Source organism: Devosia sp. Leaf64 (assembly GCF_001421945.1).
Lineage (GTDB): Bacteria > Pseudomonadota > Alphaproteobacteria > Rhizobiales > Devosiaceae > Devosia.
Window position 1 is genome coordinate 372,076 of sequence record NZ_LMLO01000018.1, and the last position, 23,614, is coordinate 395,689.

Here is a 23,614-nt window from a genome sequence, read left to right on the forward strand (position 1 = left end):
GAACCGTCTTGCCACCGGTAACAAGGTGAACTCGGCTCTCGACAATCCGTCGAGCTTCTTCACCGCCGCAGCTCTCAACAGCCGCGCTGCCGACATGAGCAATCTGCTCGATTCCATGGCCTCGGGTATCAAGGTCATCGAAGCCGCTAACAACGGCATCACCGCCCTGACGAAGAACATGGAATCCATGCAGTCGACGCTGCGCCAGGCCCGTCAGGACAAGTCGTTCTCGACCAAGTCGTTCGACGTCAACGACAGCACCAAGATCAACCTTGGCGGCGGTCAGTTCGGCGACCTCAACGCCGACATCAGCCTCGCTTCGGCGACCGTTGCCGGCACCAAGGCCCAGATCTCGACTGAAGCTGCTACCGCCTACCTTGGCCCACAGTCGACCACTGCTGGCGCTCAGGGTGCTGGTGCTCGTTCGGTTATTACGCTGGGTTCGCCTGCTGGGTTCACTACCGGTGACACCTTCTCTGTTGCTGGCGTCACCGTCACTGCTGGTGCTGACGTTACTGCTGCTGGTCTCAAGGCCACCATCCAGACGACGCTCGATGCCGCTCCTGCCACGACTGCTAAGTACGCTGTGTCGGTTGGCACTGGCGACAATGCAGGCAAGATCATCATCGAAACGGTCGATCCCTCGGCTGCTGCTGCCGCGATCAATCTTGATCCGGACAACAACGCTGCAACTGGCGTCAACAACGCCACCAAGGGCGCTGTAACGTTCAACTACTCGGCTGTGAGCACCTCGATCACCGCTGGTGGCCAGAGTGTTGCAACCGGTGCAACCTTCGACGACTTCGTTGCGAACCTGCAGGCCAAGGCAACCGCCGGTGGTTACACCGTCGAAGCCGACGCAACCACCAAGGACATCAAGCTCACCAGCACCCAGTGGGGTGGCGCTGTCCCGACCGTTGCCGGTGTTCCGAACTACTCTCCTGGCACGCCTGCAACCAAGGCCTCGTCGGTGTTCACGATCGGTACCTCAAACGGTGCTCAGAACCTGACGATCGCTGGCGCATCTGGCCCGATCGCCATCGCCAGCGGCGCAACGGACGCACAGGTACTCTCTGCACTGCAGGGCGACGCCAACATCAACGCGAACTACGACATCACCAACACCGGTTCGACGTTCACGTTGACTGCAAAGACTGCCGGCGCTGCAACAGCTCCGACCGTCACGTCCGACAAGACCTACGTTGCAGCTGCAGTTGCGTCCGACTCGGGCACGCTGATGGGCACCGTGGACTTCACGAGCACGGGCACAAACCTTCAGGCCTATGCCGGTCAGACGATCTCCGTTGGTGCTCAGAGCTATACGTTTACCGCTGGTGGTGACAACACCACCCAAGCAACGGCGCTCAAGACCGCCCTTGAAGGTGGTAGTAGCGGTCTTACTGTCACGCTTACGACTACCGGCTTCTCGATCACCAAGGCAGATGGTACTGACTTTTCCATCTCCACCACCGGCACTCTTGGCACAGCTATCGGCGCTACTGCTGGTACTCTTGACGTCACCAACGGCTCCCCGCTCTCCGCCGGTATCAACGGTGCTGTTACGTCGAACAACGGCCAGCCCATGGTGCCGGAAATTGACGGCGTTCAGACTGCCACTGTCACCGCGCAGGGTGCTTCGGTTGCGACCGTCGCTGCCGAAAAGAACACCTTCACCGTTTCCTACGATGGCAAGACTGCCAACGTTTCGATCGGTGGCGTAAAGGGTGGCGTCGGTACTCCGGTGAACGCTCTCGATATCAAGAACTGGCAGGATGCGACCATCGCATCGGTCAATTCCGATCTCGAAGCTGCTGGCATCACTGGTGTCGAAGCCAAGTTCGACGCAGCTGGCAAGTTCCAGCTCGTTGGCAAGACTGCAGAAGCCAAGACCCTGGCTGTCTCGGGTGACGATGCAACTGCCCTGTTCGGTACCAACGGTGTGAACACCGGCGTTGCTGAAAAGAGCCAGCTCAACGCCACCAAGACCGTCGACAAGTTCGTTGAATTGATCAACCGCGACCATGGCGGCAAGGTTCGTGCTTCGAACGACAACGGTAAGCTGCGTATCGAAAACCTGTCGACCCAGGCTCTCGATATCGGTGTCGATACCAACGGCAACGGCGCCGTGAATGCCCTCAAGATCGATGGCAACTCGGTCCGTGCGAACCTGTCCAAGCAGTTCAACGAACTGCGTGACCAGCTCGACAAGCTCGCTGATGACTCGTCCTTCAACGGCATCAACCTGCTCCGTGGCGACAAGCTGAAGATTACCTTCAACGAGTCCGGCACGTCCTCGATCGACATCCAGGCCAAGGATGCCAACGGTAACACCCGCGGTATCAATGCCTCGAACCTCGGCGTTGAAAGCCTTGTTGCTGAAGACCTCGACACCGACGAAAAGATCGACGCCTTCCTCGGCAAGCTCTCTTCGGCTCTGACCGAACTGCGCTCGCAGGCTTCGGCCTTCGGTTCGAACCTGTCGTCGGTCGAAAACCGTCAGTCGTTCACCAAGAACATGATCAACACGCTGGAAACCGGCGCGGCGAACCTGACCTTGGCTGACACGAACGAAGAAGCTGCCAACCTTCTGGCTCTTCAGACCCGTCAGCAGCTGTCGTCTTCGGCTCTGTCGATGGCGTCGCAGCAGGACCAGGCTGTGCTGCAGCTCCTGCGTTAATCGCAAGCAGCACAACGATAAAAGGAAGGCGGGCCACAAGCCCGCCTTCTTCTTTTGGGCATATGGGAATCGGAGCCGGTACCCCTGCCCTTTTCCACCAACGCCTTCCAAGAATAGCATCGCGCCGCCCCTGTCGCCGTGGCCTTTTCTGGGGGATTTGCGCGAGTGGCTGGCGTGTGAGCCAAGTGACTGCTATCGATTGCACAAGCCCGCCAGACGACCGGCGGCATTCCCAGAACAGGAAACAGAGCCTATGTCGCTGAAAGTCGAATTGAAGCCCGGTGAACGCCTTATCATCGGCCAGTGCATCATCACCAATTCAGACCAGCGCACACGCCTCTTCATCGACGGCAAGGCCCCTATCCTACGGGAAAAAGACATTCTCACCATCGCCACGGCGGATACCCCGGCAAAGCGGATCTACCTGGCCGTGCAGCTCATGTATCTCGAGGACGATACGGCCCGTTTGCGCGAAGAATATTTCCGCCTTGTCAACGACATAATTCAAGCGGCGCCCTCGATGATTACGCTGATTAACGGGATCAACAACGAGATTTTAACCGGCCAATTGTACAAAGCTCTCAAGGCAGCCCGTAAGCTTATTCAGTACGAACAGGACCTTCTAGCAAATGTACCATCAGGGAGCGCAGGCCTATCAGCAGACGGCCCGCAAGACGGAAGCCCCGCGTGATCGCGAAGCAAATCTGCTTTCGCGGGCGGCTGCCAACCTCCAGCTTATCCATGACGCGTGGGACCTGAAGCAGGAGAGCCTCAACGAGGCACTGCTTTTCAACCGCCGCATCTGGAACATCTTCCTCACCTCCGTCACCCGCGAAGATAATCCGCTTCCGGCCCAGGTTCGGCAGAACATCGCCAATCTTGGTCTCTTCGTCATGAACGAGACCCGCGAGCTCCATATGGAGCCGATCAAGGCCAAGCTTCTGCCCCTGATCAATATCAACCGTCAGTTGGCCGCCGGCCTCCGCGGTTCCGACCAGGCCTGAATAGGCACCTCCCCCAAAGATCGCCTCGATGCGATGCCAAGAGCCTCCGGAAATAACCGGGGGCCTTTTTGTTTCTAGGGCTCTTTGCCCTGATCGGAAGTCAGGCGAAGGCGGTAGTCGATATCCCAAAAGAAAAGGGACGCTTTCGCGCCCCTTGATCTCTCGGCCTTCTGGCCTCGCTGTTCGCCTTCTGGCGCCCTATTTGAGGTAATTGACGAGGCTCAGGTTCGCGACGCTTGCTGTGGTCTGGTAGCTGGCCTCTAGGCGCGTCTTGAGCGCCAGAAGCTGCATGGCAGTCTCTTCCATGCTGACGGTTTCGACTTCGCTCAGTAGCGTCTGGAGCTGGCCCGAAAACGCCGTGTTGCGTTCTTTGGCGCCGCCCACCGTGGCCCGCACGACGCCCAGTTCCAGACCGATCTGTTCGACCGATCCGTCATGAGTCGCGGTCGAGCTCGACGTGCTCGCCATCTGCTTTTCAACCATGGAGCTGAAGCGCGCCTGGGCGGTGTTGTCGTTGACGTCATATTCCTGACTGCTCATGGCAGCGAGGGTTTTGACGAGCTCGCGAAGCCCGGACTCATTGGCGCGCACGCCATAGCCGACCTTGGTGGAATCATCGACAGCGGCGGTTGCGGAGCGGCGGGGATTATCCCCCGGTGTGCCGATTTCGCCGGTATACCATTTGACGGTATCGCGGGTGCCGGGTGTCGAGTAGACGGTCGCCGTCTCTGGATCGCCGCCGGTCATGTCGATGCGGCGCGCCACCCCATCGGCCGAGAAGAAATCGTCGGCCGCGGCAAAGCTCGATGCTGCGACGAGATCGGTCTTGCTGGTCTGATCGAGCTTGATCTTGAGGGCAGCTTCGAAATTGGCGGCCGTCTCTTCCTTGTTGGCGCCGATGACGAACTGACCGGTGCCGGGCTGACGATCGACCGCCTGAAGCATCACGGCCTTGCTGGTGCCGTCTGGCATGGTGAGGTTGAGAGTGACGGATTCGCCCGAGCGCGGCACGCCCATGAACTCGACCGTCATGTTGGCCGGATTGCCGGCAACGGCGCTGACATTGATCCGGCTGCTTGTGGTCGAAGCGGACGCGAGCTTGTAGCCAAAAACCGTCGGCGGAGATTCTTCCGCGATGCGCACCTTCTCGGGCGCCATAGCATCCACACCAGCTTCAAGCCGACCGGTCTTGATCGGCGCTTCGAGGGCACCAAGATGGGTCTTGAGGGCGCCTTGCAGGTTCTTCAGCGTTTCCTCGCGGCTCACCCCGATCTGATATTCCTTGGGGTTCGCAGCGGGGTCCGGCGTACCGGCAACGGCCTTGAACGCATAGTCGGTGGTCACACCGGTTGCTGCGTTCTTGATGCCGATGGTGATGGTTTCGCCATCGGTCGGCTGGGTCTGGAATTTAACCGACACGGCCTTCATGCCGTCGGAATAGCCGATGACTTTCACGTCGGCATCCGAGGACAGGAACTGCTTGAAGTTGTCGAGATTGCCAAGCTTCTGACCCATCAGGTTTTCGAGGTTCTTGGCAGTGTCTTCGAGCGTCGAACCCACCGCATATTCCGGCGGCGTCGCCGAACTATCGGGAACGGCTGGCGCAGCGACAGCCTTGGCCGTCAGTGTCTGCGTGGTACCGTCGCGGCGAGTCATGTTGAAGGTGACCAGTTCGCCATCGAGCGGCTGGGTCGAAACCTGCACGGTGGGCGCCAGCGGGTCGGCCGTGGGGCCCATGGTCTGGGTCGAGTCCGAATTGCCCGAGATCGAGGTGATGGAATAGCCGAAGCGCTCGAACTCGGCCGAGGAGAGAACGAGATTGTTCTTCCAGGGGCCGGTAACGGTCGTGCGCGGCAGGCCGACATTGGCGAGAGTATCCGAAGAATCCTTTCCGAGGTCGGCCTTGCGGCGCTCTTCGGCAACCTTGAGGTAGCCGTCCGAGGTGCCGTCGCCATTCATGATCTGGTCGTAGGTCGCGACGGGCGCAGCTTCGGTCTTGTTGCCGCCCATGAGATAGCGGCCCGCGACGCTGAGGTTCAGCGTTTCGAGCAGTTGCGACAGACGGTTCTGCGAGTCCTTTTGGAGGCTCACCATCGTGAGGTTGTTCTCACCAAAGCTCGTCGGCGTTGCCGAGGTCCGGGTTTCGGACTTGAGCTTGGAGAGCGAGGTGAACGCTTGGTCGAGGAAATTGAGGCGCAGGTTCACCGTGTTGATGTTGGCAGCGAAGGAATCGAGCTTGGTCAGGCGATTGCGCGAGGCCAGCGACACCGTGCGGTCGAACCCCATTTCGGACAGCGTTTCCGCCTTCTGGCCGCTGCCGAGCTGGGTCTGGAGCTTGCCGAGCTGCGACTGCATGGTCGAGATAGCGCTATAGCCTGCCTTGACCGGATACATGGACTTGTTGATCAGCATCTTGCGCGGCTCCCTTAGGTGAACGACTGCATGAGCGTGTCGAGCAGTTCCTGCACGACAGACGCGACGCGGGCATTGGCGGCATAGGCGTTTTGCAACTCCATCAGCCGCGCGACTTCTTCGTTGATATCGACGCCATAGCTTTCATCCATCCGCGAGGTGATGGCGTCGAGCGTCTGGGTATTGGTCTTGCTGGTGGCGAGCGCGGTCTGGATGGCGCTGCCCTGATATTCCATGACCTGGGTGGCCATGTCGGACAGCGAGCCGGAAAGACGGAAACCGCCATTCTTGGTCCCGACCATGGTGTTGGAGCCGAAGCGCATATTCTCGAACTGATCGACGAGATAGTCGACGCGCTTGCTGTCGCCAGAGGCTGTGGTGGCCGAGTAGTTCACCAGCGTCTTGTTGTCGGTGATCACCGCCGGATTGACGGTGATGCGGCCGGCAAAACCGAGACGCTGGCCGTTGCCGCCGAGCGAATTGGTGAAAGCCTTGTTGCCATCGGAGTCGATAAAGAGCGGCATGCCCAGCGAGCCGGCGGAAAGCTCATCGGCAGTCCAACGGGTCGAAGCTGAGATCGGGGTGGCATTGCCATTGCCCCGCACCGACAGCGTCGACCCGGTTCCCGAAAAACTCGGGCCATATGCGAGCGAGCTGTTGAGCGTGCTGACGACGAAGTTCATGTCGACCGTGCCGGCCGGACCGGTGCCGGCCATGCGGAGGCCCACGACCTGATTGCCGAAGCTATCGGGGGTCTGAAGCGGGAGCTTCGATTCATCGTCGACGCGGACGACGCGCGCCGTGCGCTCGACGCCGTCTTCACCGCGATATTTGATCATCGCGTCGTCGCCGTCCTTGAGCTTGCTCAGATCAAGGTCATAGCCCGATGGCGGACCAGTGACGACCGCACCCGGCTCCTGCACGGTAGAGAACACCTGCGAGAGGGCAGCTGCGACGTCGTCGAGCTGCTTCTGCGCGTCCTGGAGGGTCACGTCGCGCATTTCGATGAGGGCGCCGAGCGTGCCGGTGCGGATCGCGCCTTCCTTGACGAGATCGACCTTGGTGCCATTCGGCGTTTCAAGGATGAACTTGCCGACGCCGCTCTGCTGGTCGTCGACATTGAATTCGCTAGTCGGCGTCAGGGAACCGGACTGCTCGAAACGCACGACCGACGGCTTTACGTCGATCAGTGCCGTGCCCGACTTGGTCGCGAGGCGCACTGTGCCGTCGGGATTGTAGTCGACGCGCACGTCCATCAGTTCGGACACGCCCGAAACGATGCGATCGCGCTGGTCGAGGAGACTGTTACGCGTGTTGTTGTCTACGCCGTAGTCGGCCAGCACCATGTTCACGTCGCGGAGCGAACCGAGCATGGAGTTGATCTGATCGACCGACGAGGCCATGCGCGTTTCCGTCTCGCGGCGCATGGACTGCACGTCGAGCGAAAGGCGGTTGAGCGTATTGGCCATGTCGGTGGCCTTGGTCACCACATCGGCGCGGGTCGCATAGTTGTCCGGGCTCGTGGCGAGGGCATCGAGCGACTTTTGCAGGTTGCCGAGCGAGGTATCGAGCGAACCGGCGGTGCCGGGCTTGCCGAGCGAGGTCTGGAGGCGGTCCATGAAGGTCGCCCTGGTGGACGAGTAAGCCGTCTCTGGAACCTGCTTGGTATAGTAGTTCTGGAGGATGCTATCGAAGGCGCGTTCGATCGTGCCGGCGCGGACATAGGAATTGTCACCCCGGCCGACTTCGAGCGCGTTCAGCGTCTGCTTGTGGTAGCCGGGCGTACCGGCATTGGAAATATTGCGGGAGATGACTTCCAGCGCTGTCTGGCTGGCCTTCAGGCCCGAAAGGGCATTCCCGATCGCTACTGTCAAACCCATGACGGGTCTCCTTTGGCGCCGCGCCCTTCCCCGCCCCGAAGGACGGCGACCGCGCGAAGAATCTGAGAAACGGCGAGTCCCGGCGCAAGCACCGGGACCGTTGAGAAAAAGGGAATGCTGCTCAACCGCCTGCCTAGGCGAGGCATTAACCGGTCAGACAGCCCGTGAGGCCGGTTAGCGAATGGGCAACATTCCAAAGGCATTGCGAAAACCTCAGCGGATCATGTTGAGAGCTTCTTTGAGCATCTCATCGGCTGCCGTCACGATCTTGGTGTTGGCCGAGTAGGCCTGCTGCGTGACGATCAGCTTGGTGAATTCTTCCGAGATGTCGGTGTTGGACGCTTCGGTAGAACCACCCACGATGCCCGAGCCGGACTGGTCGACGATCGGCTCGCCGGATTCGACGGTTGCCGTGTAGGTGCCGCCGTCGCCGCGCTTGAGGGCGTTGGCATTGTTGAAGCTTGCCGTCACGATCTGTGCGACTTCGCGGGTTTCGCCATTGGTGTAGGAGGCGACGACGCGACCGGCATCGGAGACGCCAACCGAGATGAATTCGCCGGCGCCATAACCGTTCTGCTTGAGGGCTGTGGTGCTGGCAGCGCCGCTATTGTCGGCAAACTGCGTCATGCCCTTGAGGCCGTGATTATAGGTCATCTGGCCGAGCGAGGTGCCGTTGACCGTCAGGTTGCTGATGGTCAGCTGCTCGGTGCCTGTTGCCGTCGCGACGCCACCAGCGGGCGCAATGCCGCTCAGGATGCCGTTGTCATAGCTGTAGTCGGCAAGCTTGGTCCAGGCGACGGAGGCGCCAGGACGGCTATCGGAGGCATAGAAGAGGCCCCAGGTTTCGTTGCCCGTCGTGCCGCCCATCTTGGCCCAGCGCATCTGCACGTTCACCGGCTCGCCGGTGTTCGAGTAGACCGTGATACCGCCGCCCGAGATCGATTCCGACACGAAGCGATCGGAGTCAGCCGAGAGGATGTTGTCGACCGAACCGGACGTCGCGTTATAGCTGCCGGCGATGTTGAGCTTGGTGGCGCCAGCGGCATTGCCCGAGATCATCACGTTATTGGTGTAGTTGCCGGCAAAGGTCACGCTGAGGCGACCGCCGACCATGTCGACGTCGACGCCAGCAGCGCCTGGGCCGCCATTGGCCTTGAGGTCGGCTTCGATGGACGCAAGCATGTCGGCGACAGTGCCGGTGGCGTTAATGCGGGTTTCACCCGCGCCGACGGCGAGCGTGCCCGACGTGTCGAGGCGGTAGGTGCGCGTAGTAGAGCCGACCTGGATCGAAAGCGTATCGCCGTGGTCGATCAAGAGGCTCGCAAGAGTGTTGGTCGACTTGACGTCGACGCCGGAGGCAGTGTCCGTCGTGAGGCTGAGGCCCATGGCATCGCCGCTGATGGAGCCGACGCGATCGGTCGTGAACGCCAGGGACTGCGTGCTGGCATCGCCCATGATAACGGCAACGCGGCCGTTGCGGATACCGACGCTCATGCCCGCATCACCGGTGAGAGCGCGCAGTTTGGTTTCCATATCGGCGAGCATCGTGGTGATGCTGCCGTTGGCAGCCACTTCGGTGCCAGAGCCGGTCACTGTCGTATCGGCAGCGCGAGCGCCGGCGGGATACGTAACGGTCAACTGACCCGTCACGCCATCATACGTCGCCGTTGCTGGTGCGATAGCCGCGTTCACCGAAGCCTGGAAGTTGGCTGGAGTGATCGGACCCGTTGCCGGCAGGATGGTGACGGCGGTGCCGTTGATGTTGAAGTTGCCGGCAGCGCGGAGGTTGGCGAGTTCTTCCTTCGGCACGGTGACGACGGTCGAGGCCGAGGTGGCGAGCGTACCAGCGCGGGTGCCAGGGGCGCTGAGCGCAACGCCAGTACCCGCCGCAGACGTTTCGGCCGGAGACGCGCCCGCAGGATAGCTGATGACCAGCGATGTACCGGTGAGTACGGCGGAGCCGGGCGCAAGACCAAGTGCAGATTCGATCGCCGTCTGGAATTGCGCGTCGTTGGTAACACCAGCACCAAGTGGAATGGCGGTGGAACCGATGAAGAAATTGTCGTCCGAAGCTAGGGTAGAACGGCTGGCAACAGTGATCGTAGTCTGTTTGCTGACGGCAGCATTACCGGCCGTCGCGCTGGTCAGCGTCGCTGCAGGCGTCGAGACGCCATTGGTGTTGAACCGCACGCCATAGGTCACGCCGCCGACGGTGACGTTGAGACGATCGTTGTCGGTGACGATGGAATTGGCTGCTGCCGTGCCATTGACGGTCGCGCCGAAGGCATAGGCCGGAGTGGTCGCTGGCAATGTCGCGCCCGAACCCGCAGGGGTCTTCGGAAAGGCTGGCGAACCCTGTACGTTGGAATAATTCCACGGCTTGAAGAGCTCGCTGCCCGGCGTCGTCGAGACATAGGACGACGTTTTCGGGATCTGCGGCAGGTTGAGCTGATAGTCGATCGTCGTCGAGCGCTTGGCCGGCAGGAACGAGTTATCGATCTTGATGGCTTCGGCGACCGAACCGGTCACGACGCCATTGTTCATGCCAAGACCCGTCAGGCGATAACCAGCGCCGTTGACGAGGTAGCCATTGCGATCGATATCGAAGTCACCGCGACGGGTGTAGAACGTGCCGCCCGAGCCATCTCCCTGCTCGACAACGAAGAAGCCGTTGCCATTGAGAGCCATGTAGGTTTCGGTTTCGGCATTCTGAATATCGCCGCGCAGGGTATTCATGGAGCGCGAATAGGACGAAACGGCACCGGCAATCTGCTGCTTGACCGGAGCATCGGGGATCATATCCACGAAGCTCGTATCGATCCGCTTGAAGCCGATGGTCTGCGAATTGGCGATATTGCCGGAGATGTTCTCCATGGCATGCGACTGGGCCTTGAGGCCGGACACCGCACTTTGAAGAGCGCCAAAAATACCCATTTAAAACTCCAGTTCCCCAAATAGACGAGGCAAGCGCCTGTTTGCCCCAAGCAATGCAAGGGGAGTGCCAATTCGTTAACCATATGAATTAGTTGATCTTTCAGGATTTCGATGCCGAACCACACCCGGCAGACCGGCAGAAAAGGAATGGGCACATGGCAAAAAATGCCGCCTGACTTGCCGAGCGCCTTCGTCTATTGGGTTGGGCCTGGATCGTCCGACCGGGAAATTGCCGACCGATGCTGTTTGAAACGCCTGACCAGTTCATCAATTCGCCACGCCGAGCCGTAACGGTTTTCGGAATGGCTGGCGTTGGAAAAACCCGGCTTTCTAACCTCTTGCGGAAAAACCGCTGGTTCCACTATTCGGTCGATTATCGCATCGGCACGCGCCATATGGGCGAGTACATCGTCGACAACTTCAAGGCCGAGGCCATGAAGGTGCCGTTCCTGGCCGAGCTTTTGCGGTCGGACTCGATCTATATCTCGTCCAACATCACCTTCGACAATCTCGATCCGCTCTCGACCTATCTCGGCACGCCCGGCAATCCGCAAAAGGGCGGCCTGCCGCTCGCCGAATATCAGCGCCGGCAGGAGCAGCACCGGGTGGCGGAAATTTCTGCCCTATTGGACGTTCGCCACTTCATCGATCGCGCCAAGACGCTCTATGGCTATGATGATTTCATCGCCGATACCGGCGGCTCGCTGATCGAAGTCATCGATCACGACAATGCCGAAGATCCTGTCGTCCGCACCCTCGCAGCCAACTCGCTGCTGCTCTATATAAGAGGGACGGACAAGGACGCGGCCCAACTAGTGCAAAGGTTCAAGCAGAGCCCCAAGCCCATGTATTATCGGCCGGCCTTCCTCGTGGAAAAGTGGGCCGAGTTCAAGCACATGCACGGCATTCTCGAAGACGACGACGTCGACCCGGCCCAGTTTGGCGCTTGGGGTTTCGAGACGCTGCTGCATAACCGCCTGCCCCGCTATCAGGCGCTGGCCGATAATTTCGGCTATACCGTTGAGGCCTCTGACCTAGCACTGGTGCGCGACGGCGACGAATTCGTCGATCTCATCGCCTCGGCCATCGAAAAGCGAATGCGTTAGCGCGTGCCCCACGGGGACGCGCAACTGACGACACGCCGCTTTTTTCTGCCCCATTGCTGAGGCTCACATGCCTATTCGTATTCCCGATAATCTACCCGCCCGCAAAATCCTCGAGGACGAGGGCGTCAACGTCATGGACACCAGCCGCGCCTCGCGGCAGGATATCCGCCCGCTCGAAATCGGCCTTCTCAACCTGATGCCCAACAAGGAGCGCACCGAGACGCAGTTTTCCCGGCTCATCGGGGCGACGCCGTTGCAGGTCAATCTCTCGCTCGTGCGCATCACCGAACATCAGTCCAAGCACACCTCGGAAGATTATCTCAAAACTTTCTACCAGACCTGGGAAGAGGTGAAGGAGCGCAAGTTCGACGGCTTCATCGTGACTGGCGCGCCGATAGCCCATATCCCGTTCGAGGACGTGCGCTACTGGAACGAGATGCTGGAGATCATGGCCTGGACGCGCACCAATGTGCACCGGACCATGTACATCTGCTGGGGCGCGCAGGCGGCGCTGCACCACTTCCATGGTGTGAAGCGCAATCGCATGGAGGAAAAGGCTTTTGGCGTCTTCCGCCACCGGATCGTCAACACCCGCTCGCCTTATCTCCGCGGCATGTCTGATAGCCCGATGATCCCGGTGTCGCGTTACAACGACATCGACCGCGCAAGCGTCGGCGAGGATCTCGAAGTGCTGGTCGATAGCGATATCGGCCTTTGCATGTTGGGCGATAAGAGCGGCCGGGCCGTCTACTTCCTCAATCACCTGGAATATGACAACCGCTCGCTGGCTGACGAATATGAGCGGGACGTCAAAGCCGGGCTCGAAACGACGCCGCCGGAAAATCTGTTCCCCAATGGCGACACCTCGGCTGAGCCGGAAAACCGCTGGCGCAGCCACGCCCATCTCCTGTTCCAAAACTGGATCAACGAGATTTACCAGACGACGCCATACGATCTCGGCGAGATCGGTCGGTGATGGAACGGCGGGCCGGGTGCCCGCCGTTATTCTTTGGGCGAGAGCGCTCTCACTTGATCGCGCCGCCCCGCCGCCTATCTTGGTGCTGAAGAGGACCGAACTTGCCCCAGCCGCCGACCAACCTGACCGACGAACTGGGCATCGCCCTCGCCAATCTCACCGATACCGCGACCGGCATCCTGACGCCGACGCTTCGGTTGGGCGTCACCGGCCTCAGCCGCGCTGGCAAGACCATCTTCATCACCTCCCTCATCCACAATCTTCTTACTCAAGGTCGCTTGCCCGGCTTCGCGCCGCTGGCAGAAGGTCGCTTCATCGGCGCTAAACTCGCCGAATATCCCGATGCGACGATCCCGCGCTTCGCCTATGAGCAGCACCTAGCCGCACTGACCAGCAAACCCGCGACGTGGCCGGAAAGTACGCGGCGCATTTCCCAGCTCCGCATTGTTTTGAAATACCAGTCGGCAAAATGGTGGGGCGGCGTGCGCGGACCCGCGACGCTCAACCTCGACATCGTCGATTATCCCGGCGAGTGGCTGCTCGACCTGCCGCTCTTGGGCAAAAGCTTTGCCGAATGGAGCGAAGAGGCCCTCGCCCGCGCGCGCCAGCCCGGCCATGCGGACGAGGCAGGGCGGTTCCTCTTTGAGCTCGACAATACCGACGCCCTCCGCGACGCCACCGACCCGGACGCCGAACGACTGGCCGGCGCCTTCACCACCTATCTCCGCCGCAGCCGCGAGCATGGCGCGCTCTCGACCCTGCCGCCCGGTCGGTTCCTGCTGCCCGGTGATCTCGAGGGCTCGCCAGCGCTGACCTTTGCGCCGCTACCACGCCCCAGCCTGCCGATCCGCAACACCAGCCTCTATGCCATGCTGGAAAACCGCTACGAGGCCTATAAAGCCCAGGTGGTGCGTCCGTTCTTCCGCGACCATTTTGCCCGGCTCGATCGCCAGGTGGTGCTCGTCGATACTCTGCGCGCGCTCAATACCGGGCCGGCTGCTGTTGCCGATCTCGAAACCGCGCTGACCTCGGTGCTCTCCTGCTTCCGTCAGGGCGAAGCCAATCCGCTCTTGCGCCCGTTCAGCCGCCGCATCGATCGCATCCTCTTTGCCGCGACCAAGGCCGACCACGTCCACCACACAAGCCATGATCGCCTCGAAGCAATTCTCAATCGGCTGGTGTCGAACGCCGCCAAGCGTGCCCGCTTTGCCGGCGCCTCCACCAAATCCATCGCCATTGCCGCCATTCGGTCGACCAGCGAAGGCACGATTCGCGAAGGTGGGGAGACGCTGCCAACCTTGATCGGCACGCCGCAAGCGGGGGAAGAACTCGACGGCATCACCTATGATGGCAAAACCGAAATAGCATTGTTTCCCGGCGACTTGCCGGAAAGACCGGATTCTCTATTTGAAGACGGCAATCCGGTCGCGCTTAACTTCCTGCGCTTCACCCCGCCGCAGAAGCGCGAGGTGAATGGCTCTGGCGAAACCGTTTTGCCGCACATCCGCTTTGACCGCGCACTCGATTATCTCATCGGAGACTGGATGGCATGAAGCGTCCTATTGCTCGCCCCACCGGCACCGTCGACGAATCCGAATCCGCCATCCGCGCCCCACGCGCCTTTGCGCCAGCCTCTGCCGAGTTGGTGGAGACAAGTTTTGACGAGCCGGAAACCGATGCAGTCCTCGTCGGACCGCCGCCGCGCCGCATGGGCTGGATCGGAAAGCTCGCCTGGACCACAGGCGGGATATTGATCTCGGCAGGCCTAGCGCTTGCGGCTGACCGCCTGATCCGCGATCTCTTCGCTGCCCAACCCTTGCTCGGCTATGTCGGCCTGGGTGTCCTCGGCGCCTTCATCGTCGCGGTCCTTGCTTTGGTTGCCCGCGAGGTCTTTGCCCTGCGGCGCCTTCGCGTGCTCGATGCGCTCAAGGCCGATGCTGCTCGCGCCCGTATCGACGATGACCAAAAGGCTGCGCAGCACGTCGTCAACCAGCTCGAAGCCATCTATGCGGATCGGCCCGACATGGCGCGCGGCCGCGAGGCAGTGAAGACCAACCTGCCCCATCTCTTCGACGGCGGCGAAATCATCGCGCTCGCCGAACGCAATCTGATGGCCTCGCTCGACGCCCGCGCCAAGATCCTGACGGCCGCGTCGGCGCGTCGCGTGGCTTTGGTCACGGCTGTTTCGCCACGCGCCCTGATCGATGTCGCCTTCGTAATCTATGAAAGTGTGCGCCTTGCCGGCGCGATCGCGGCGCTCTATGGCGCCCGCCCCGGCTTTTTCGGCTTCTGGCGGCTGACCGGCGCGATCCTTGCCCATCTCGCCGTCACCGGCGGCCTCGTGCTTACCGACGGGGTCGTCGAGCAACTCGTCGGCCAAGGGCTGGCGGCAAAGCTCTCCGCGCGGCTCGGCGAAGGCGTCGTCAATGGCTTGATGACCGTACGTGTCGGCATTGCCGCCATGCGCGTCGTCCGCCCTATGCCGTTCGAAACCTCACCCCAGCCCATGGTTCGGGATTTCATTCCCGAACTGGTCAAGGTGACGGGAGATGCCGGCCGCAACTCAGGCGGCTAGGAGCATTGCCGGTTCTTCAAAAGTCTCGACGCGCGGCTTGGCGAAGTAATAGCCTTGGAACAGCGCAATCCCCGCAGCGCGCAGCGTCATCAGCTCGGCTTCGCTTTCGACGCCTTCGGCCAAAACCTTGATATCGAGCTGCCGGCTGATCCCGACGATACCGGCAATGATCGCCTGGCGCGCCACTGATGTATCGACATCGCGGAGCAATTCCATGTCGATCTTGATGAGGTCTGGCTGGAATTTTGCCAGTAGCCCGAGGCCGGCATAACCGGCACCGAAATCGTCGAGCGCGGTCATGAACCCCATGCGCTTATATTCGGCAACGATATTGGCGACATGGTCTACATTGGGCATGCGCTCGTTCTCGGTGAATTCGAACATCAGCCGCTTGGGGTCGAATTGTGCACGCGCCGCCGCGCCAAGCGTTGCGCGGATGCAGGCTCGGGGTTCGTAAACCGCATTGGGCATGAAGTTGATCGAGAGCCTCGCGTCCGACGCCATTGGCAGGTTGTGCCCCGCCAATTCGATGGCTTTCACACGGCAAGCCTGATCGAAAACATAGCGGTTTGCGTCGGTTACGGCAGACAGCACACTCGCAGCGCCTTGCCCGTCCATGCCGCGCACGAGAGCTTCATAGCCCCATACGGTCTGGGTGCTGACATCGACGATCGGCTGGAACGCCATAGTAAAGGCGACAGGAAACTCCTCTCCGTCGCGGCAACCCTCACAAGAAACACCCACTTGAATAACCTATGTTATTATGATGCTAGTAGTTCCTCCAATGTGCCTGATGTCTCTTAATGCAACGACAATCTGAGCCCAGCAGGCCCAGTCCTGCCGCAATGTTGGCCGAGCATTCTCTGCCAACGCGGAGTTTGCCCATGAAAGCCCTCGCCGTCTTCGCTCTTACCCTCTCCATTGTCCCCGCCGCCTATGCACAGGGAGACAAACAGTTTCCCGATGCGTCGGAAACAACGCCGGAACTCATCGAGCTTTATGAGGATGCAAACGCCATTTGCCGCGGCAACAGCGGCAATGACGTGAAGACCTGGGCCAATTGCGCGGCCCGCTCGGTCTATGGCACCGCGCTCAATGAGCGCGGCTGGTGCTATGGCAAGGAAGATCAGGCCGGCGCCGAAATGGAATGGCACGAATGCGAAGCGACGTCGCTCCGCTTCGAGCCCCTCGACATCAACTCGCTTTAGGCGTCCTTGGCCGCGCTTGGAGCCAGGGTCAGTTTCAGCCCATCGAGATCATCCGAGCAAAGGATCTGGCATGATAGGCGCGAGTTCGATTTCACATCGCCGACGCTGTCGAGCATATCCTCTTCCTCGTCGCTCGGCGCACCGACCGCACCGAGCCAATCATCATCGACATAGACATGGCATGTGGCGCAGCTCAGCGCACCGCCGCACTCGGCCTTGATGTTAAGACCCCAATCGCGAATGACCTCCATCACGCGCCAGCCCTCGAGCCCTTCGAGCTCGTGCAATTCGCCTGCCTGGTCGGTAACGGAAATTTTCATCGGGCGCTCCTCAACAGCGGGGCGTGCTTAGCGTTGTATGGGGCGGGAAGGCAAGTAGGACATTGGTTTGGGCACAGTGCACCTCAAACCGCCGCTGTCATCCCGGCCTTGAGCCGGGATCCAACTTGAGATCTCAGGATGGGCCCTGGCTCAAGGCCGGGGTGACAATCGAGTTTTGCTGTGCACTTACGCCACACCCAGCTTCTTCTGCAGCTTGGTCGAGCTGGTCGTGTACTGAAACACCACGCGCTCGCCCGGCGAAATGATCGACTTCGCAGCCTGCGCCATCAATGCGGCCTCGTGGAAGCCAGAAAGGATCAGCTTGAGCTTGCCTGGATAAGAATTGATGTCGCCGATCGCAAAAATGCCGGGGACCGACGTCTGGAACTTCTCGGTATCGACGACAATCGTGTTGTCGTTGAGCTCAAGCCCCCAGTCGGCCACAGGACCGAGCTTCATGGTGAGGCCAAAGAACGGCAGCAGGCGCGTCGCGGGGATCGACAGATCGCCCGCTTCGGTCGTCAGATGCACATGGTCGATCTGGCCGTCCTTTCCGTCGAGCTTAGCGATCTGGCCAAGCTGGAAGTTGACCTTACCCTCGGCCACCAGCTCCTTCATCTTGTTGACCGAAGCCGGAGCCGCCTTGAAGGCATCGCGCCGGTGCACCAGCGTCAGCGTGCGAACGATGGGCTGGAGGTTGAGCGTCCAGTCGAGCGCCGAGTCACCGCCGCCGACGATGACGACATCCTGCCCGCGAAAATCTTCAATTCTGCGCACGGCATAAAAGACCGACTTGTTCTCAAACTGCTCGATCTCGGGCACCGGCGGGCGCTTGGGCTGGAACGAACCACCACCAGCCGCGATCACCACAACCTTGGTGAAGAAGGTTTCATCGGCATCGGTCTGCAGCTTGAACGAGCCGTCTTCCAGCTTCTCGATGGAATTGACCATGCGCGAATAATGGAATTCGGGCGAGAACGGCGCGATCTGCGCCATGAGATTATCGGTCAGCTGCTGGCCCGTGATCATCGGAAAGGCCGGAATGTCGTAAATCGGCTTTTCCGGATAAAGCTCGGCGCACTGGCCACCGGGGCGATCCAGAATGTCGATGAAATGGCATTTGATATCGAGCAGCCCGAGTTCGAAAGCCGCAAACAGGCCGCAAGGCCCAGCGCCGATAACGACAACGTCGGTGGTGATCTCAGTGCTCATTTGTCTCTGCCTTGGCGGACGCCGGGTCCGCAATTTTGCTCGGCGTCATTCCCGCCAAAGCGGGAATCTCCCTGCGCGACGAGAGGGATCCCCGCTTTCGCGGGGATGACGCGGTGTTGGAAGTAACCCCCAGGGATTACCTGATCGACGCGCTCCACTTATCCTAGGAGACGCGACGAAGGAAGGGCCGAGTACCGACCGGAACTTCGGTGACGCCCACCGGCTGATAAAACAGCGCCATCTCCGGCAACCGGTTCTCGATCAGCGCTTCGCGGGTCGGCTCGTGGGTGACCACCAGCGCATTGAACCCACAGCGGCGCATATGCGGAATCTGATCCTGCAGAACATCGCCTACAGCCCTGATTTCGCCCGCATATTTGAACCGCTCAACCAGAAGGCGCGCCGTCGAATAGCCGCGCCCATCCGAGAAGGCTGGGAATTTTATCGCGACCGAAGCGAAGCGCGACAAGTCATCGACAACATCCTCGATCTTCTCACCGGGCGACACCAGCAGCCCCAGCGGATGCTGGTTTGCAAGATACTCGGCACGGTTCGCCAGAAACTCCGGCAGCGGGACGTGGGTATAGCGCGCTTCGGATGGCGCAGTGCCCTCCACCCAGTCCTTGAACGGGTCGGCGATGAACGCGCCGTCTTTCCAGAGCGTATGGCGGGCGGCAGCAGTCATAGGATTGGCGATCGCTCCAGAGAAATCATAATGGATGCCGCATTCCTTCTTGTTGAGGCCGCGCCACCGTCCAGCGCGTGGATCTTCACCCTCGGCAACAATCGAGGTGCAGGGCGCGCAGCCAATGGACTTGTAGCCTTTGGCATAGAGCGGATGCTCGGGCAAGTTATGCTTCTGGCGATATTCGATGACGTCGATGTCGGAAAAATAGGCCAGCGGATTGACCTTGATGCGATCATCGCTGGTCAATTCAAAATGCGGCAGCACGCCGCGTTCCTTGGTCTGATAGCGCTTCCGCCCCGTAACCCAGCCACCATATTGCTCGGTGATCGGCTCAAGCGGCTCGGTTTTGCGGATATGGCAGCAGGAATCCGGATCGGTCTCCCAAAGGTCGCCATTGGGATCGAACCGCGCCACATCCTTCGGGTCCGGATGGATCGCGCGCACATTGATCAAGCCGAATTGCTTCTTCAGCGTTTCGACATAATCGAGCGTCTCGGCAAAATGCTTGCCGGTCTCGAGGAAATAGACCGGCATCGATGGATCGACCTGCGCCACCATATGCAGCAGCACCGCCGAGTCCGCCCCGAAGGACGAGACGATAGCAAGATCGCCGGGAAGCACATCGGACACGGCGTAGCGCAAGACGCCGACCGCATCCATTTCGTCAAACATGCCATTGAGCGCCAGAATGCCCAGCGACTTCAGCTTGTCATGCGCCGCCTTAGCGGGCGCGAGTTTAGGCAGTCCCATAGAGGGCCTCCTTGAACGGCGCTTCCCCAAGACGCCGATAGGCTGCGATGAAAGTCTCGTCTTCGCTCGTGCGCTGGGCGATGTAAAAATCGACCAGCTTCTCGATCGCGCCCGGCACGTTCTCGGCTTCGAAACCCGGCCCAATGATCTTGCCGACCGAAGCATGCTCTGTGGCGTCACCGCCCAGCGTGATCTGATAGAGCTCGCCGCCCTTCTTCTCGACGCCGAGAATGCCGATGTGCCCCACATGATGGTGCCCGCAGGCATTGATGCAGCCCGAGATCTTGATCTTAAGCTCGCCGATTTCCTTCTGGCGCGCCGGCTCGGCAAACTTGCGGGAAATCTCCTGAGCAATCGGGATCGAGCGCGCATTGGCCAGAGCGCAGAAATCGAGGCCCGGGCAGCAGATCATATCGGTGATGAGGTTGTTGTTGCCCTCAGCCAGCTCGGCAGCCACCAGTGCATCATAGACCGCCCGCAGATCTGCCAGCGCCACGTGCGGCAGAACCAGGTTCTGCTCATGCGTCACCCGCAACTCATCGTACGAATACTTTTCAGCGAGATCAGCAACGACCTCCATCTGCGCATCCGTCGCATCGCCCGGCGCACCGCCAACGGGTTTCAGCGAAATCGTCACCGAGGCATAGCCGGGCTGGCTATGGGCATTGATATTGTTATCGAGCCAACGGCCATAGGCAGGATCAATGACCGACTCATATGCCACATCGATCTTGGTCACGCTTTGCTGCGCAAAATCCGGCAGCGCAAAATAGGCGCTGATCCGATCGACTTCGTCGCTCGGCAGCGTCAGCACACCGCCGCGCACCTCGGCAAATTCGGCTTCGACCTGCCCCTTGATGGTCTCAAGGCCCTCTTCGTGGACCAGGATCTTGATGCGCGCCTTGTACTTGTTGTCCCGGCGGCCATAGCGGTTGTAAACGCGCATGATGGATTCGAGATAAGCCAGCAGGTGCTCATTGGGCACAAAACTGTTGATCAGCTTGGCGATCATCGGCGTACGGCCGAGGCCACCACCAACCCACACTTCCCAGCCGATCTCGCCGGCGCCGTTCACGGCCGCCTGCAGGCCGATGTCGTGGAAACGGATGGCCGCGCGATCCTGCGGTGCGCCGGTTATGGCGATCTTGAACTTCCGCGGTAGATACGAGAATTCGGGATGAAGGCTCGACCACTGCCGCAGGATTTCGGCGACCGGCCGCGGATCGATGATCTCGTCGGCCGCAGCGCCGGCAAATTGGTCCGTCGTCACATTGCGGATGCAATTGCCCGAGGTTTGGATCGCGTGCATCTCGACCGATGCCAGCTCTTCGAGAATAACCGGAATATCCTTCAGCTTAGGCCAGTTGTACTGAATGTTCTGGCGCGTGGTGAAATGGCCATAGCCACGGTCATAGACCCGCGCGATGTGAGCGAGCTTGCGCATCTGCTTTGCCGACAGCGTGCCATAGGGCACGGCGACGCGCAGCATGTAGGCGTGGAGCTGCAGATAGAGCCCGTTCATCAGCCGCAGCGGCCGGAACTGATCTTCGCTCAGCTCGCCCGAAATACGGCGCTTCACCTGATCGGCGAACTGCGCCGTGCGGCCCGCGACGAACGCGGCGTCAAATTCGTCATATCGATACATGACCGTCCTCACCCAGATGTTGGCGGTCGTAAGCCTGCCCATGGAGCGTCAATGGCGCGGTGGGACCCGCAGCCCGGATACGTTCGCGAAGCCGCTTGGGCACGATCTGCCCATCGACGACATCGACTTCTTCGACTTCAAGGCTGATAACGCGACCGGTCGCCTTGGTCGCCGCAACAGCGCCATCGCGCTCGGCTGCGTCTTCCTTCTCAAAAAGACGCGCAGCGCTCAGCGCTTCCACCCAATCGCCGGATGCCGACAGGTAAACCGTCGCGCCCGAGATCAATTCGTTCCCCGTAAGGATTTCCTTGCTCATGCTATCTTGAAACTTTCCAATTCTCCGGCGACGGCCTCAACCCAATCGCCATGCGCCACGGCCCGGCCAACGAGAATGACGGCAGGGCCATCCTCGAATGCGACCGCGCCGCGCGCCAATTCACCCAGATTTCCCGAATAGGACCGGCTGCTCGCCCGTCCCGCATTGACGACGATGCCAATCGGCAGATCAGCATCGGCACCTGCTGCAAGCAGCCGAGCCGCCGTCTCCGCCGCGATCGATTTGCCCATATAAAGCGCGAGGGTCAGCCCCGTCAGCGACAGAGCCGCCCAATGCGCCAATTCGCTATCCTCAGCCCCATGCGCCGTCGCAACGACCAAGCCAGTCGACACTTTCCGCAGCGTCACCGGTGTCGCTGTATCGGCTGCAGCCGCGAGCGCCGACGTCACGCCCGGCACGATTTCGAAGCCAATCCCAGCGTCACGCAGCGCCGCGATTTCCTCGCCGGCTCGCCCGAACACCATTGGGTCGCCCGACTTGAGCCGCGCCACGCGCTTGCCCTCGCCCGCGAGCCGCACGATCAACGCATTGATCTGGCTTTGGGTGAAACTATGGTTGCCCTTGGATTTACCGACCGAGATTTGCTCGGCATCGCGCCGCCCCATCTGCACCACTTCGGCCGGCACGAGTTGGTCATAGACCACCACATCCGCCTGCTGCAGATAGCGCTGCGCCCGAAGCGTCAGCAGATCAGCCGAACCCGGCCCTGCCCCGATCAGCCAGACGACGCCGGCGCCAGAACCCGTCGCAACGTGGCTCTCAAGCAGCTTGATTGCCTCAGCCTCGCCATGCCCCTGCGCCAAAGCGCTCTCGATGGCAGGCGAAGTCACCAAATCCTCGTAGTAGCGACGCCGGGCGGCGCCATCATGAATCAGGCTCTCAACCTTCTGGCGTAAACCACCGGCCAGACCGGCGATTTTCCCGATCCCGGGCGAGAGCAGCGCCTCGATCTGCGCGCGCACCAGCCGCGCCAAAACTGGCGCATCGCCTTCACTCGAAACAGCGACGCTCAGCGGCGCCCGATCGACGATGGAGGGAGTATAGAAATCGCACTGGTCAGGGACGTCCACCACATTGAGCGGAATGTTCAGCCGGCGCGCCTCAGCGGCGGCCAACGCGCCATCCGGGCCCTCGTCAGCCACGAATACCATGACGGCGCTATCGATATCGCCGACGGCCAGCGGCCGCTCGAAAACGGTCAGATCGTAGCCGGAAAAATCCGTCTCGACCTGTCGCGTATATATCTCTATCGAAGCAGTAGTCTTAGCGATCAACCGGACTTTGTTCAGGGCCTCGTCGGTGCCACCGACGATGATGATGCGCTTGCCCTTGACCTTGTAGCTCAACGGAAATGTGTTGAGGCGAGCCATACTAGTCCTATTCCAATTGTGCGCCAAAATAGTCGCAGGCAAGGGATTGGAGCAAGGCGTTGAAATTCAATCGCTTTTATATTTCCCTTGGCAGGGTTACCTTAGAATGACGCTAAGGTTGAACGGCGGTGGCAGGCAAAAAAATGCGGCCAACCGCCTCTGCGCGAAATGCGGGAATTGCCTGAGGCGCTCAACCCTGCCGCGTCGGCACGTGAACGACGAGCCCGTCGAGATTGTCCTTCACCTTGATCTGGCAGGACAGCCGGCTAGCATCCTTCACGTCGAAGGCGAAATCGAGCATGTCTTCTTCCATCATCGAAGGCCCGCCGACGGTCTCGCGCCAGGCATCATCGACATAGACATGGCATGTTGCGCAGGTGCAGGCGCCGCCGCATTCCGCGACAATTCCAGGCACGGCGTTGATGATGGCCGTTTCCATCACGGTCGCGCCGTTCTCCGCTTCCGTCTCGATGCGTTCGCTGCTTGAAGTAACAAAGGTGATCTTGGTCATGGGGACCTT

19 protein-coding genes are annotated in these 23,614 nt (G+C 60.6%); 8 read left to right on the forward strand and 11 right to left on the reverse strand.

Going from position 1 to position 23,614, the window contains the following annotated elements; translation table 11 throughout:
• From ASE94_RS11040 to flaF, 3 genes are all read left to right on the forward strand, one after another.
• Positions 1-2,677, forward strand: a 2,677-nt coding sequence (locus tag ASE94_RS11040; protein ID WP_200913633.1) for a flagellin, incomplete at its 5' end; no start/stop codon positions are given.
• A 253-nt stretch (positions 2,678-2,930) separates the two neighbouring features.
• Positions 2,931-3,368 carry a flagellar biosynthesis repressor FlbT gene (gene flbT, locus ASE94_RS11045; protein WP_061911173.1) on the forward strand — a complete coding sequence of 146 codons (438 nt, stop codon included), beginning with the start codon at positions 2,931-2,933 and terminating at the stop codon, positions 3,366-3,368.
• Complete coding sequence (flaF, locus tag ASE94_RS11050; protein ID WP_061911171.1) at positions 3,307-3,681, forward strand: flagellar biosynthesis regulator FlaF; 375 nt, start codon at positions 3,307-3,309, stop codon at positions 3,679-3,681. Before flbT ends, flaF begins: the two co-directional genes overlap by 62 nt.
• Positions 3,682-3,879: 198 nt before the next feature.
• Here the strand turns inward: flaF and ASE94_RS11055 are convergent, their stop codons facing one another.
• From ASE94_RS11055 to ASE94_RS11065, 3 genes are all read right to left on the reverse strand, one after another.
• On the reverse strand, positions 3,880-6,093 hold the full coding sequence (locus tag ASE94_RS11055; RefSeq protein WP_062630430.1) for a hypothetical protein: 2,214 nt from the start codon (positions 6,091-6,093) through the stop codon (positions 3,880-3,882).
• A gap of 14 nt (positions 6,094-6,107) precedes the next feature.
• Positions 6,108-7,973, reverse strand: coding sequence for a flagellar hook-associated protein FlgK (gene flgK / locus ASE94_RS11060; RefSeq protein WP_061911167.1), 1,866 nt, complete (start codon positions 7,971-7,973; stop codon positions 6,108-6,110).
• A 213-nt stretch (positions 7,974-8,186) separates the two neighbouring features.
• Complete coding sequence (locus ASE94_RS11065; protein ID WP_061911165.1) at positions 8,187-10,907, reverse strand: flagellar hook-basal body complex protein; 2,721 nt, start codon at positions 10,905-10,907, stop codon at positions 8,187-8,189.
• A 239-nt stretch (positions 10,908-11,146) separates the two neighbouring features.
• Between ASE94_RS11065 and ASE94_RS11070 the strand changes: the two genes are divergently transcribed.
• The 4 genes from ASE94_RS11070 (at position 11,147) to ASE94_RS11085 (ending at position 15,564) form a co-directional block, all read left to right on the forward strand.
• Complete coding sequence (locus ASE94_RS11070) at positions 11,147-12,013, forward strand: hypothetical protein (protein ID WP_062630431.1); 867 nt, start codon at positions 11,147-11,149, stop codon at positions 12,011-12,013.
• A 67-nt stretch (positions 12,014-12,080) separates the two neighbouring features.
• Positions 12,081-12,989: a homoserine O-succinyltransferase gene (gene metA, locus ASE94_RS11075; RefSeq protein WP_062630432.1), complete on the forward strand. Its 909-nt coding sequence runs from the start codon at positions 12,081-12,083 to the stop codon at positions 12,987-12,989.
• A gap of 101 nt (positions 12,990-13,090) precedes the next feature.
• Positions 13,091-14,542 carry a YcjX family protein gene (locus ASE94_RS11080; protein WP_062630433.1) on the forward strand — a complete coding sequence of 484 codons (1,452 nt, stop codon included), beginning with the start codon at positions 13,091-13,093 and terminating at the stop codon, positions 14,540-14,542.
• Entirely contained in the window at positions 14,539-15,564 is a 1,026-nt protein-coding gene (locus tag ASE94_RS11085; protein ID WP_062630434.1) for a TIGR01620 family protein, read from the forward strand. Before ASE94_RS11080 ends, ASE94_RS11085 begins: the two co-directional genes overlap by 4 nt.
• On the opposite strand, the gene ASE94_RS11090 is transcribed toward ASE94_RS11085, so the two are convergent.
• Entirely contained in the window at positions 15,553-16,251 is a 699-nt protein-coding gene (locus ASE94_RS11090; protein WP_061911155.1) for an EAL domain-containing protein, read from the reverse strand. The genes ASE94_RS11085 and ASE94_RS11090 overlap by 12 nt on opposite strands.
• A gap of 197 nt (positions 16,252-16,448) precedes the next feature.
• On the opposite strand from ASE94_RS11090, the gene ASE94_RS11095 reads away from it, so the two are divergent.
• On the forward strand, positions 16,449-16,772 hold the full coding sequence (locus ASE94_RS11095; protein WP_062630435.1) for a hypothetical protein: 324 nt from the start codon (positions 16,449-16,451) through the stop codon (positions 16,770-16,772).
• On the opposite strand, the gene ASE94_RS11100 is transcribed toward ASE94_RS11095, so the two are convergent.
• The 7 genes from ASE94_RS11100 to ASE94_RS11130 form a co-directional block, all read right to left on the reverse strand.
• Positions 16,769-17,092 carry a 2Fe-2S iron-sulfur cluster-binding protein gene (locus ASE94_RS11100; protein WP_062630436.1) on the reverse strand — a complete coding sequence of 108 codons (324 nt, stop codon included), beginning with the start codon at positions 17,090-17,092 and terminating at the stop codon, positions 16,769-16,771. The genes ASE94_RS11095 and ASE94_RS11100 overlap by 4 nt on opposite strands.
• A 186-nt stretch (positions 17,093-17,278) precedes the next feature.
• Positions 17,279-18,304 (reverse strand): NAD(P)/FAD-dependent oxidoreductase, encoded by a 1,026-nt coding sequence (locus tag ASE94_RS11105; protein WP_062630437.1) that lies wholly within the window; start codon positions 18,302-18,304, stop codon positions 17,279-17,281.
• Between the two features lie 163 nt (positions 18,305-18,467).
• Positions 18,468-19,742: a phosphoadenylyl-sulfate reductase gene (locus tag ASE94_RS20660; RefSeq protein ID WP_082461158.1), complete on the reverse strand. Its 1,275-nt coding sequence runs from the start codon at positions 19,740-19,742 to the stop codon at positions 18,468-18,470.
• The gene (locus tag ASE94_RS11115) at positions 19,729-21,387 is read right to left on the reverse strand and encodes a nitrite/sulfite reductase (protein WP_062630438.1); all 1,659 of its coding nucleotides are present in this window, start codon (positions 21,385-21,387) and stop codon (positions 19,729-19,731) included. Before ASE94_RS11115 ends, ASE94_RS20660 begins: the two co-directional genes overlap by 14 nt.
• A complete protein-coding gene (locus tag ASE94_RS11120) occupies positions 21,374-21,703 on the reverse strand; it encodes a DUF2849 domain-containing protein (protein ID WP_062630439.1) in 330 nt (109 codons plus the stop codon). Before ASE94_RS11120 ends, ASE94_RS11115 begins: the two co-directional genes overlap by 14 nt.
• Positions 21,700-23,094 carry a siroheme synthase CysG gene (cysG, locus tag ASE94_RS11125; RefSeq protein ID WP_062630440.1) on the reverse strand — a complete coding sequence of 465 codons (1,395 nt, stop codon included), beginning with the start codon at positions 23,092-23,094 and terminating at the stop codon, positions 21,700-21,702. Before cysG ends, ASE94_RS11120 begins: the two co-directional genes overlap by 4 nt.
• Positions 23,095-23,284: 190 nt before the next feature.
• On the reverse strand, positions 23,285-23,605 hold the full coding sequence (locus ASE94_RS11130) for a 2Fe-2S iron-sulfur cluster-binding protein (protein WP_062630441.1): 321 nt from the start codon (positions 23,603-23,605) through the stop codon (positions 23,285-23,287).
• Positions 23,606-23,614 lie beyond the last annotated feature (9 nt).